We start from the raw sequence: 12546 nt of genomic DNA, 5'->3' as shown, positions 1-12546 counted from the left end.
ATGCATCTGGGAATAAAAACTTCATGATATAGATCAATCAAAGATAGACGCCGGCGACCTATTCTTCAAAAGCGATAAAGTGTGCTTGACGCTTATGGGCGGGACAGTTAGCTTGCCGGGTCTGCGTCAATTGACGCTGCCCGCCTACATTCGGCGGCGAGACATTAGTAATTTTTAGGAGATACCATGAAACGTTTTTTGCCGTGCCTGGCCTTACTCGTCGCGCTCACCGGCTGTTCGCGCTCCAACGAATTGCACGATGCGATGGAAGATATGAAGGAACCCTTCAAGACCATGCGCGAAGCCAATGATTTAGCCACTATCCAAGCCCAACTGATGACCTTTGTTAAAGCAGTGGAAATTGCGAAAGTACAAAAGGTAAAAGCGGAAGACCAAGTGTCCTTTGATGAAGGCATGCAAAAATTAACGAAATTAATCTCGCTGCTGGAACAAGCCGTAGCGGCTGGCAATCTGGAAGAGGCCAAATCCCTTCTGGCTCAAATGGGCAAGGTTCGCAAGGATTATCACGAAATATTGGGCGTGAAATAAATTATCACTCCGACCACACTTCGCAGCAGTACTATTGGGAGTGTGGTCATCCGCCGCTTACAGTTCCACAACTGTCAACGAATTTTTCAGCACCTCATCAAATAACGCCAACGCAGCTTTCCAACCTGCGTCCATATCCAGGCGGGCCTTTTTAAAATTATCGATTTCCATATCGCTTGCATCTCCATAAGGCGACCAAGTGAAATGCAGACAATCTTTTCCTGCCTCTTTATGGAAATCCAAAGTCGCCAGTAAGATTTTTGGCCAATTGGAAGTGTAGAGGCTATTCCACTCACTATCGGTCGCAGATTGCAGCCAAATTAATTTTTGCTGCGGTTGTACCTCGAGGTATTCGAATTTTTGATACTGACTGGCGCTATCGCCCCATTTCATTTCGATGTGCGCAACACCACCTTTTTCCGCGCGCATTTCATGAACCACGGTTTCGACGTTGGGGCCGTACCAAGCGGAAAAAAGCGCAGCATCTGTCCACATCCGCCAGATAAGTTCCCGCGGTTCCTGAAAGAACTTTTCCCATACGTATTCCGGTCGTGCTTTCATAGATAGGCCTCGGCTGATTAACGCCAAAAGGCCAGATTAACCAGAACCAACGGCCAAAACCGTCGAATTCACCACACATCCAGCAGAAAAGTAATCCTTATTCCTGCAGCAGATCGGTTTCATCGGCGACCATTTTATTGACCAATGTCAGCTCATTCGTCGCAGGCCGATAATCGAATACATGCCAGATAACGCCGGGCTCTTGCGGAACTTCAAACGCCTGCACAGGTTCGTTGCCAATATAGAGCTGCACCACGGCATTGGAATTGGCAAGCGCGCTACTGGTCGAATAATTCTGATTGGAAAAATCCACCACATAATAGCGATACAGAGCGCGGTTCCAGGATTCTATGGTAATGGTCTCTGGTCCAAAGGCGTCTGTGTCATCCACATCCAACCTCGCACCATCGGCTCGCATAGCGCGATAGGACACATGCAGCATGGATTCGCCAAAGCCCAACAAATGAGAATCCAGATCCCCGGGATGTTCGCCCCAACTCAGCACAATGCGTGCGGTTTCACTGCCGCTGACCAGCGTAGGTGACAGGCTGATTTGCAAATTAAGCGGCTGGTGCTGCTCGATGGTAATTTCACGCAACCAAAGCAAATAACCTTCCGCTTCAACCTCCATAAGGTAATCGCCCTCCGGTAACGAAATATCGAAATTCGCTTGGAGATAGGCACCGAGAATTTCGTTGCCATCCTGCAAAAATCGCACTTTTGCCTGTTCAATCGGTTGGGCATTTGTAGCATTGACCAAATTGCCCATCACCCGATTGCCGCCAGCCGGAATGGATCCCTCATGCCATAGCTGAATGATGTCGATACGCTCACCATTGGCTATGACGCCGCTAAATTCCTTGGTGCTCTCCACGCCGAATACGAACAACTTATATTCCACGGCGGCACCGGCAAGGTGTTCCAGAAAAACCTTGTAGTCACCTTTAGCTGCACCGGAATTCCACGCAATATTCTGATAAGCAGAATAAAACACATTTTCTGGCAACAGGCCTTTTTGCGTATTTGGGCGAAATCCCTGGCAGGTAGGTTGCCCACCCTCCGCCATCACCATATTCCCACAGGGATCTTCTACCAACAGGCGAACATCAGCACCATTTTCCGTCTGCAAAAGCAGTCTCGGTAAACCATCGAGAGCAGGAAGGGATTCTGCAATACGGGGAGAAATATCCTTTTCGTACGGAATGCTGGACAAAAAGTTGCGCGTTGAGTGCGGATCAACAATTAGGCCGACTCGTTTCACATCGATTTTTTTGCCAGCGATTTCGCCATTTAAATGAAGATAAAAGTACTCGGTATTTTCTTCTTTATTATCTTGCAATACCTGGATGCCAATCGTTTTCTGAACTTGGCCAGGTTGAAAACTCACAATACCGCTGACACTGAGATAATCCTCTCCCGCCGTCGCCGTGCCGTCCTCGGTAAAATAACTAAATGTCACTACCTCCTGTGCGGGTTGCGCAAGGGTAATCATAAATTCTATTGCGGCTTCCTCTTCCAACATGCCGCTGGCGGTAACTTTTACCGGCGATGCCACCGGCTGAATCACCACGCTGACCTGGTCGGAATTGACCTCACCATTGGAATTAATCGCAGCAAAACGAAAAACGGCGGTAGTGGGCTGTGCTACCTGCGGCAGCAGAACCTGGGTTTTCAGCTGATTGGGATTAATGATGAATGCCGCCGGCCCGGAATGCTGCCACCAGCGCACCTGTGCAATGTCATATTGATTATTGGAGTGCGCATCTCCTTTCAGCGTCACTAGCAGATTTTCGTCGCTATATTGTTTTGTGCCTGCCTCGACCCAAAGATTGCGGCTATAAGAAACGGGCCGGTCACCCAGGGAATCCCAGTCAAAATACGGCCATTCAGAAGAACTGGGTTTGCCCTGATTGGGCGTAGAAGAACTTTGCAGATCCGCATCAATAGTGGATGGCGCTTGCGCAGAGCAGCCGGTAAGGCATACAGCAACAAAAAGGCCTATCATCCACAACTTCATACAACATCCAACGGTAAAACCTAACCCGACTGCAAGGCCTGAACGACCCCTTGAACTGATCAGATAGTAAACGGAATGTCGCCTAAAACAACGTTACTGGTGAAAAATTGAGGGCTTTGTCACATGACATTCAGGCTTTAAACCAGGTTCGCTTTGTTACCTTTAGATCTATCAGATAAATCGCATTATTTTTTGAGCCAGATAAATGACCGTCGACAAAAAATTTCTTCAGCCAAGCCACTATATTGATTGGCAACATCCGGACATCATGAACCTCGCCGCCGAGCTTGCCAGTGGCTGCGACACGCCAGAAGAAATTGGCAAAAATTGTTTTACATTTGTGCGCGATAAAATCAAGCACAGCTGGGACTATCAAATGAACCCGGTAACCTGCCGCGCATCCGACGTACTGAAATACGGCACAGGCTTTTGTTATGCCAAAAGCCATTTATTGGCAGCGCTGTTGCGCGCCAACAATATTCCCGCAGCGCTCTGTTATCAGCGATTGACCATCGCCAACGATAAACCACCATTTTGTTTGCACGGTCTTAACGCCATTTATTTAGAAAATCACGGCTGGTATCGCATAGATGCGCGCGGCAATAAACCGGGTGTAAGCGCAGAATTTTGCCCACCGCAGGAACAATTGGCCTTTGCCATTATCAGTGAAGGCGAAGCGGATATTCCGGGTTATTGGCCAGAGCCTTTACCGCAGGTGGTGGAAATTCTGGAAAATTCCAAAACTTATTTGGATGTCGCCAATCATTTGCCCGATTTGGAAAACTGGTAGGGAGATTATTTAATGCAACGCAAACCCATTATCCTCGCGCCCGGTGCAGGACGCTTATATTCCATGGGGCGCATAAGCGCAGTATTTAAAGCCGATGAAGCCGAGACAGATTCGTGCTATTCCATTTCCGAATGGTGGCTGGAGCCTCATACCAAAGGCCCAGGTGCACATTCCCATCCGGAAGACGATGTATTTTTTGTCATTGAAGGCACTATGACGTTTTTATTGGGCGAGCAATGGAACGATGCGCCAAAAGGTTCTTTTGTGCTGGCGCCGGGCGGCATGATCCATGATTTTGAAAACCGCACCGACGCCCGCGCAGGAGTTCTCAACCTGTCCATTCCCGGCCCTTTTGAGCCGCAAATGCCGATGATTGTCGACTGGTTTACAAAAAATCCGCCCGGGGATGCCTAAAAGTTCAGTAGCCGCGCCGGCAGGGGATATTCCAATAACAAAAAATGACTCAGGTTCGTGCCGAAATGCACAACCAACGCCATGGAAAATCGTTTTGTGATGGTGTAGACCAGACCGTAAACAAAGCCGGCGAATAAAAATAGGAAAAATGCCGGGCCAATAATGGTTGTATGCGCAAGCGCAAACATAAGTGCTGTAATACCTAAAGCCGCAAGGATTGCAGCTCGCGAATTTCCCATCATATGGACAAGGCGGTTTTGCAACAACAAGCGAAAAAAAGCCTCCTCCGCCACCACGGTTACCAATAAATTGAGCAAGATAAAATAAACAAATCCTTCCGGCAGTTTCGGAGCAAATGCCAGCCCACATCCCATTCCTGCAGAAATCACCAGCGCAATTCCAGCACATGCAATCAGCAGCGACGGCAATAATGCCAGACTGGGCGACTGAGCTCGTGCCCTAATCAACCAAACCAGCACCAGATAACCACCAATTGCCTTGGCGCTATTCAAATACAAAGTAAAGTTGCTGAGGGATTCAAACTGCCATATTGGCGGATAGGAAAATCCGGCGGGCCGATAAATCGCAATAAAAAATCCCAGCAACAGAGTCGCCACCCACAATACCCCATCCAACCAACCGGATTTATGCTGGGCCACACGATATAAACCCGCAGCAAAAAGCGGCAATAGCATTAACAAAACAAGTGGAAGCCAATTTACAAAGGCGATAATGGCGGCAATGGAAATCAATCCTGCACTCAGGATTACGGATGGCTGTTTTAGCATCACTTTCTCTATTATTCGGTTAGTCGTCGGCTATTACTCATAAAGTGCGGAATCCAGCGCTGTTCGCCGCCCCCGCTCAAACGTGAAATTGACACGAGCGTTTGAATTTGTAGGCTGCTATGCTCCCGCTGTTATTGTGTGATGGTACTGGGCTCCATGCGTAATCGTGCTTTTTTCCTCTCGGTCATTGCCGCCTCGGCCTTGTCTGCCTGTGGCGATAACAAAGACAGAAGCGTAAACACGCCGCCGGAATTGACGAGCGGCACTTTCGTGGAAGTGGATGAAAACCACAAGTCCGTGTTTTTTACCGCGCGGGCTCGCGATGCCGATGGTCACGCGGTCGAATTTGAGCTGGCAGGCGAGGATGCTGAGTATTTTGTGCTGGATCGCCACAGCGGAGCGCTGCGTTTTGTTTCGCCCCCCAACTTTGAGGAGCCGCTGGATGCCGACAAGGACAATCGTTACGAGCTGACCATCATCGCGAAAGACAGCCGCGGCGCAGAGGCACGCCAGCCGCTGACGGTACAGGTCAACAACGTCGCCTTCGCCTACGAAGTGCTCTCCCCCCTACCCAACACCGTATTGGAGCTGGAGCGCTATAGCCGTCTGCCCATTGCACTGTGGGTGGAATACGACTATCCCGAACGCTTCCAGGTCATAGTCGACGGCGAGATTATGAACCCGGCTTCGGCTTCGCGCATGACCTGGAGCGGTTCCATCAACCTGGAAAAAGCCGGTACTGACACAGAACTCGAGGTGGAGATGGTGTTCTGGCGCGGCGAGGAGGTGCTGGAGCGCAAATTCATTCCCATTCGGCACAAGCACGTGATCAGCGACCATTCGTACTTGATTTACGACGGTATGAATAACCAGATCGTGGTGCCGCACCCGCAGCGCCTGGAAGCCCTGGTGATAGACCCCACAACAGGAACCTCGCAGAAGCGCTACCCCTGGACCGGAGAAGCGCCGCAACCTCGCGACTTTGCCTACGACCCTATGACCGGCAGCAGCCTGTTCACTACGCCCAACACCCTTTTCCGCCTTGGCTCAGCGGTCGAAAGCGTATTTCCTATTCGCGACAATCTGGACAGTGAGGTAGTGCGTCAGCCCAAAGGCTCATTGGTCTACGATCATCTGAACAGCACTCTGTTTGCCGCCACTGCTGGCCGTTACGCGCAAATAGATTCCATGACCGGCTTTGTGCAGGAGATTCAATACGCCAGTGCTTTCTCGACCAGTGATCCTGTGCAGCTCGCCTATGACGATATGGGCCGACGCCTGTTTTTAGCACCGCAAAACGGCGCGGGCGTGGAGGTATTAACGCCGGGAGAAACCGCGACCAGCGCGAATGTGAAATTGCCGGGCAAACGTATCGGCCATTTGGTTTACGACAATAATCTGCTCTATATCGCCGCCAGTGAAACTCATCAAATCGGCAAACTCGATCTCAGCACCGGCAATTATTCCGCCTTTGATGGGAGTGGCGCGGAATTATTGTCGCCCACCACTTTGGCATTGGATCACACACGCGGAATTTTGCTGACCACCAGCGGCGCGCGCGTAATTTCCGTGGACACCAACACTGGCGAGCGCACGGTTGTATTTGATTCCTCTGCGGGGATCGGCTCTTCCAGCAACGGATTTTCCGGAATTTGGGTCGCCCATGACGGCGCACGCGCCCTCGCCACCACAAAAGAGCCCAGCCGTTTAGTGGATATGGATTTGCGCAGCGGTGTTAAAACCATTCGCAGCTATCAGCCGACACTGACCAAACCCGGTGATTATGGGGTTGTGCATGCGCGTTTTAATACTGCGGGAACCCAGGCGCTGTTGCGTTATCGCCAGTTAAATGCCAATTCAGCAGCGCAGGATATTTTTGAGTTGGTTGCATTAGATGGTGGCGCGAGCAAACGGCTGAGCGGACAAATTATCGATGGCAATTTTTTCCGCGGCAGCGATCAATTGCTGTTATTGGTGCGCGAAGCCAATAAATACGCATTGCAATTTATGGATTCGCAAAGCGGCAATGTAAGCGAAAAACGCACACTGAATGTACCAGCTAATTATTCGCCCATTACAGTGCGGCAGATTGGTAATCGCATTTATATGCTCGGCCGTGAGGGGGATGAATTTTCGTTATCCGTGCTGAACGACAATCAACAATTAAGCACCGTTTCCCGCTTCGCCGATTCCGGTAGCAGCACCGATGACGGCGCCGGCATTGATGCGTTGTTCGATGATTCCGTATTGGCGATTTCCCTGCCGGAACAATTACCGCGCTTTTGGCATATCGCCAAAAATGAGGAGCAGGACATGAATTTTGCCGTGTTCCACGGCACCGACCAGCCAAAAGATTTTTACAGCGTCGACGACTTTAACGAGCTGTACTACATGCGCACCAATTCCGGATTGCATGTTTGCTGGCGGTTTTATTGCGCAATATTGGCGAATTAATCTTCAGGCAGATCTTCAGGCAAAAACCCACCCGATTGATGGCGCCAGAGAGCCGCATAGTGGCCGTTCAGCGCCAACAGTTCCGCATGGGTTCCCTGCTCGACGATACGTCCGCGGTCGAGCACGATCAGCCGGTCCATACGCGCGATGGTCGATAAACGATGGGCAATGGCAAGAACGGTTTTGCCTTCCATCAAATCGATTAGCTGTTCCTGAATAGCCACTTCGATTTCGCTGTCGAGGGCGGAGGTGGCTTCATCCAATACCAGAATCGGCGCATCTTTTAAAATCACGCGCGCAATCGCAACGCGCTGGCGCTGGCCGCCGGATAATTTCACGCCGCGCTCGCCCACATGGGCGTCATAGCCCTTGCGTCCGTGCCAATCCACCAGACCGACAATAAATTCGTGCGCCTGCGCTTTGCGCGCGGCCGCTTCCACTTCTTCATTAGTAGCGCGCGGCCTGCCGTAACGGATGTTATCGGCGATAGAGCGGTGCAACAGCGACGTATCCTGCGTAACCACTCCTATTGCCGCACGCAAACTTTCCTGCGTTATATCGCGCAAATCCTGCCCGTCGATGGTAATAGAGCCGGAATTAATATCGTAAAAGCGCAACAACAAATTAATCAGCGTGGATTTACCCGCGCCGGAGCGGCCGACAATACCGACGCGCTCGCCCGGTTTGACGCGCAGATCAAATTTATCCAGCACTTTGGTTGATGCGTTGTAGGCAAAATCGACGGAGGAAAAACAAATTTCACCGCGCGTCACTTTAAGATCTTTTGCGTTGGGCGAATCCAACAAAGTCAGGGGCACCGCGATACTTTGCATACCTTCCTGCACGGTGCCAATGTTTTCAAAAATTCCGGCAATCTCAAATGACACCCAACCGGACATATTGGCAATTTGCCAGGCGAGCGGAACCGCAGTTGCCACGAGCGCTGCGCTGACACTGCCATTTACCCATAAATAAACGCCGATGACTGCGGTACCTGTAATCAACAATGCATTCATCGCACTGAGCATAAACAAGTAATAACTCATCATCGTCATATGCGCGGCTATGGCGTCCTGATGACTATCGATAGCGTCGCGCACGTGCGCATCTTCATCCTCAGCACGGGCAAATAATTTCAACGTCAGAATATTGGTATAACTATCCACCACACGCGCCATCACAATCGAGCGCTGTTCTGAACCAACTTTGGCGAGCTTGAGCAGACGCGGAATAAAAAAACGCAAAAAACAGACGTAGCCAATCATCCATAAACCGGTCGGCAGCGCCAAACGCCAATCACCGACAAACATCACCACCAGTGAACTGATACCGTAAGTCGCAATAAATAATCCTGCGCGTATGCTGGCCATAACGCTGTCGCGCACCGCATTGGCGGTTTGCATTACGCGGTTGGCGATGCGGCCGGCAAAATCATTCTGAAAAAATGGCCAGCTCTGGCGCACCACATGCCAATGCGCTTGCCAGCGTATAAGGCTCGTGGTACCCGGTACAACCACCACGTGACGAATCGCCGTATCCGCCATCTGTATCAAAGGCCGCACAATCAAGATCACCACCATCAGCAGCAATAGCAATGGCCAACGCTCTCGTAATGCAGATACAGGCTCCGCTTCCTGAACCAACGCGGTGATCTGCCCGATCATCACTGGAATGACCATATCGGCCAGCGCAACCAGAAGCACGGTCACAATCACGGCACCGAACCAGAATTTGGTCTGCTTGACGTAATGCCAATAAAAACCGAGAAGATTGGAAGGTGGAGTGCCGGGTCCGACACTCGCGGTGCCACGGAGACGAGACGCCAAATAACGCATCATGCAGCCAAATCCTTCTTGTCGAGAGAAAGCTTGCGAGTATCCAGTGCAACACTGGAAAGGTCAATCATTCCGCCCTCTGTGCGCCACCACATACAGTGAAAAATAAGCAGAAAATAACTTCCAAAAAATTCAATTTCATTAAATAAAATATGTAAAAAATACAAAATAAAAATTATTTCTAAATTTTAAATAAAAATATGAACCGCACTTTAGCGAGCCTGTCATAGTTGTACGAGGTGATTAATCGCTTTGGTTATCGGCAATAAATCACTTAACGATAAAACTGAAACGAGGATTGCGATATGAACAAAGACCAAGTAAAAGGCGGCGTTAAAGATGCAGTTGGCAAAACCCAACGTAAAATTGGCGAAGCCACTGGAAGCAGCGAACATCAATTAAAAGGCGCGGGCAAACAAGCTGAAGGCAAAACTCAAAAAGCCTACGGTGATGCCAAAGAAGCCGTGCGCGACGCACGCAAACATTAATAATAAAAAAGTTCATACTAAAAAAGAGGCTTCCAACGAAGTCTCTTTTTTTGTGACGCGAATTTGTAAACCGGCCGGGCAAAACCCTACAAATCCTATTGATAAGCCCACGGCAAACACCTCTTTAATCCCGACGCCAACACCCCCATAATCGCCGACACATTCCAACCACGTCATTTGGGGGGTATCTCTATGGAATACCGGTTATTAGGACGTTCTGGTCTCAAAGTTCCCGTTCTCAGCCTTGGCACCGCAACCTTCGGCGGCAAGTCGGAGTTTTTCAAAACCTGGGGTAATACCGGGGTGGAGCAGGCATCGCGCATGGTGAGCCTGTGCCTGGAAGCGGGCGTTAATTTTTTTGATACGGCCAACACTTACGACGACGGACTTTCCGAGCAGATTCTTGGCGAAGCGCTAAAAGGGCGACGCGACCAAGCTATTATTTCCACCAAGGCCACTTTTCCTACCGGCCCTGGCCCGAACGATAAAGGGTCATCGCGCTACCATTTGATTCGCGTTGATTCGCGCCTGTGAGGCAAGCTTGCGGCGTTTGGGCACGGACCATATCGATATTTATTTTATGCACGCCTTCGACGCGCTGACGCCAGTGGAAGAAACGCTGCGCGCTTTGGACGATCTGATTACCAGCGGCAAAATCGGCTATATAGGAGCGTCCAATTTTTCCGGTTGGCAGCTGATGAAGTCGCTGGCGACGTCAGAAAAATACGGTCTCGCTCGATATGTGGTGTATCAGGGCTATTATTCTTTGGTGGGCCGTGATTACGAGTGGGAATTGATGCAGCTCGCCTTGGATCAAGGTGTCGGCACCATGGTGTGGAGTCCGCTCGGCTGGGGCCGGCTGACGGGTAAAATCCGCCGCGGTCAACCTCTGCCGGAAGGGCGTTTGCAAAAAGGCGGCGCCGTCGGTGGTCCTCCGATCGACGACGAATATCTCTACAACGTTGTCGATGCCCTGGATCAAGTCGCCCAGGAAACCGGTAAAACTGTTGCGCAGGTTGCACTCAACTGGCTGTTGCAACGACCCAGCGTAGTCAACCTGGTAATCGGTGCGCGCAACGAACAACAACTGCAAGACAACCTCGGCGCCGTCGGCTGGAAATTGACGGCTGAACAAATTGCTCTGCTCGACCGGGCGAGCTTCAAAACCCCAATTTATCCCTACTGGCATCAGGTCCAATTCGAAGAACGAAATCCAAAACCGACCCGCTGGGATAACGATTAACCGCACGACGGAGATTCCATGAACAATTTTATTTTTTCCAACCCAACCAAAATTGCGTTTGGCGAAGGGCAGATTCAAGAGCTGAAAAATCTGCTGCCGAAAAATGCGCGGGTTTTGCTGACCTACGGCGGCGGCTCGATTATCAAAAATGGCGTTTATGATCAGGTCGTCAGTGCCTTACAAGGTCGAACCTGGTTTGAGTTCGGCGGTATCCAACCCAACCCGCATTACGAAACCCTGATGCAGGCAACTGAACTGGCAAAAGAGCGGGAAGTGGATTTCCTATTGGCAGTCGGCGGCGGTAGCGTGGTCGACGGCACCAAACTGATCGCCGCAGCCATGCATTTTGAAGGCGATCCCTGGGACATCCTCGCCAAGAATGCGCCGGTCCACCGCGCTACTCCCCTCGGTTGTGTGCTGACCCTGCCCGCGACCGGTACCGAGAGCAACGGTAACGCGGTCATCACCAAAGAAGCGACCAAAGAAAAACTCGGCTTTGGCAGCCCGCTGGTTTATCCCCAATTCGCCATTCTCGACCCGACCACCACCTACTCGTTGCCGCCGCGCCAGATCGCCAACGGTGTAGTGGACGCGTTCGTTCATATCATGGAGCAGTACATGACCTATCCGGTCAACGCCAAGGTCCAAGACCGCATCGCTGAAGGTCTGCTGCTGACGCTGATCGAAGAAGGCCCCAAAGCTCTGGAAAATCCGCGCGACTACGGCGTGCGCGCCAACGTCATGTGGGCAGCAACTCTGGCGCTAAACGGTTTGATCGGCGTAGGCGTACCACAGGATTGGGCGACCCATATGATCGGCCACGAACTCACCGCTATGCACGGTCTGGATCACGCTCAGACCCTGGCAATCGTGCTGCCCGCCGTTATGCAACACAAACGCGCGCAGAAACGCGAAAAGCTGATTCAGTACGGTAAACGCGTCTGGAATCTGCAAGGCTCCGACGACGCCATCATCGACGGCGCCATTGCCGCGACCAAACAGTTTTTCGAGTCCATGGGCAACCCGACCACACTGAGCAGCTACGGCGTGCCGCGCGAGTCCATCCCAAAATTGGTGAATATGCTGGTGAAACACAATTACGTGGCGCTGGGCGAACACGGCGACATTACACCGGAAGATTCACGCAAAATTCTGGAATTGGCGGCTTAATTTCTTTCCCGACTGGAAAGGAATCTACTCAACGCCCGATGTAACCTATCGGGCGTTTTGTTTTTTGGAAGGCCCCTCACCCAGCCCTCTCCCGGAGGGAGAGGGGGCGAGAGCGTGCTGCCATCACGTCCCTTCTCAAAATGAGAGGGATTGTGCCGATGAACCGGTCCAAAGTGTTACCCATGTGGCCGGTTTGTTTTGTTACCTATGTTGCCGGTTTGCACCGCTTACTCCCCT

The 12546-nt window shown here is 51.1% G+C and carries 12 protein-coding genes; 8 read left to right on the top strand and 4 right to left on the bottom strand.

The genetic code is table 11. The features are described 5' to 3' along the window. The first annotated feature begins 186 nt into the window (after positions 1 to 186). Positions 187 to 549: a cytochrome b562 gene (locus tag DWB84_RS13415; protein ID WP_187410323.1), complete on the top strand. Its 363-nt coding sequence runs from the start codon at positions 187 to 189 to the stop codon at positions 547 to 549. Between the two features lie 57 nt (positions 550 to 606). Here DWB84_RS13415 and DWB84_RS13410 read toward each other — a convergent pair whose 3' ends face one another. Further along, positions 607 to 1110: an SRPBCC domain-containing protein gene (locus DWB84_RS13410; RefSeq protein ID WP_187410322.1), complete on the bottom strand. Its 504-nt coding sequence runs from the start codon at positions 1108 to 1110 to the stop codon at positions 607 to 609. Positions 1111 to 1207: 97 nt separating this feature from the next. Further along, on the bottom strand, positions 1208 to 3127 hold the full coding sequence (locus tag DWB84_RS13405) for a Calx-beta domain-containing protein (RefSeq protein ID WP_187410321.1): 1920 nt from the start codon (positions 3125 to 3127) through the stop codon (positions 1208 to 1210). Between the two features lie 205 nt (positions 3128 to 3332). Between DWB84_RS13405 and DWB84_RS13400 the strand changes: the two genes are divergently transcribed. Beyond that, a complete protein-coding gene (locus DWB84_RS13400) occupies positions 3333 to 3917 on the top strand; it encodes a transglutaminase family protein (protein ID WP_187410320.1) in 585 nt (194 codons plus the stop codon). A gap of 12 nt (positions 3918 to 3929) precedes the next feature. Next, on the top strand, positions 3930 to 4331 hold the full coding sequence (locus DWB84_RS13395) for a cupin domain-containing protein (protein ID WP_187410319.1): 402 nt from the start codon (positions 3930 to 3932) through the stop codon (positions 4329 to 4331). Here DWB84_RS13395 and DWB84_RS13390 read toward each other — a convergent pair. Further along, positions 4328 to 5119: a CPBP family intramembrane glutamic endopeptidase gene (locus tag DWB84_RS13390; RefSeq protein ID WP_187410318.1), complete on the bottom strand. Its 792-nt coding sequence runs from the start codon at positions 5117 to 5119 to the stop codon at positions 4328 to 4330. The two genes, DWB84_RS13395 and DWB84_RS13390, sit on opposite strands and share 4 nt — an antisense overlap. Before the next feature lie 156 nt (positions 5120 to 5275). On the opposite strand from DWB84_RS13390, the gene DWB84_RS13385 reads away from it, so the two are divergent. After that, complete coding sequence (locus tag DWB84_RS13385) at positions 5276 to 7573, top strand: cadherin repeat domain-containing protein (protein ID WP_187410317.1); 2298 nt, start codon at positions 5276 to 5278, stop codon at positions 7571 to 7573. Here DWB84_RS13385 and DWB84_RS13380 read toward each other — a convergent pair. Next, the gene (locus tag DWB84_RS13380) at positions 7570 to 9411 is read right to left on the bottom strand and encodes an ABC transporter ATP-binding protein (RefSeq protein WP_187410316.1); all 1842 of its coding nucleotides are present in this window, start codon (positions 9409 to 9411) and stop codon (positions 7570 to 7572) included. The two genes, DWB84_RS13385 and DWB84_RS13380, sit on opposite strands and share 4 nt — an antisense overlap. A 302-nt stretch (positions 9412 to 9713) precedes the next feature. On the opposite strand from DWB84_RS13380, the gene DWB84_RS13375 reads away from it, so the two are divergent. The 4 genes from DWB84_RS13375 to DWB84_RS13365 all read left to right on the top strand — a co-directional run bounded on the left by DWB84_RS13375 (position 9714) and on the right by DWB84_RS13365 (position 12309). Further along, complete coding sequence (locus DWB84_RS13375; protein WP_187410315.1) at positions 9714 to 9896, top strand: CsbD family protein; 183 nt, start codon at positions 9714 to 9716, stop codon at positions 9894 to 9896. Positions 9897 to 10088: 192 nt separating this feature from the next. Continuing rightward, complete coding sequence (locus DWB84_RS18895; RefSeq protein WP_222868185.1) at positions 10089 to 10430, top strand: aldo/keto reductase; 342 nt, start codon at positions 10089 to 10091, stop codon at positions 10428 to 10430. A 7-nt stretch (positions 10431 to 10437) separates the two neighbouring features. Continuing rightward, entirely contained in the window at positions 10438 to 11139 is a 702-nt protein-coding gene (locus tag DWB84_RS13370; RefSeq protein ID WP_222868184.1) for an aldo/keto reductase, read from the top strand. A gap of 18 nt (positions 11140 to 11157) precedes the next feature. After that, positions 11158 to 12309 carry an iron-containing alcohol dehydrogenase gene (locus DWB84_RS13365; RefSeq protein ID WP_187410314.1) on the top strand — a complete coding sequence of 384 codons (1152 nt, stop codon included), beginning with the start codon at positions 11158 to 11160 and terminating at the stop codon, positions 12307 to 12309. Positions 12310 to 12546 lie beyond the last annotated feature (237 nt).

It is taken from the genome of Saccharophagus sp. K07 (genome assembly GCF_014336955.1).
GTDB lineage: Bacteria > Pseudomonadota > Gammaproteobacteria > Pseudomonadales > Cellvibrionaceae > UBA5868.
Note: the sequence above shows the minus strand (reverse complement) of the source record. Positions and strands in the feature narration are given on the sequence as shown.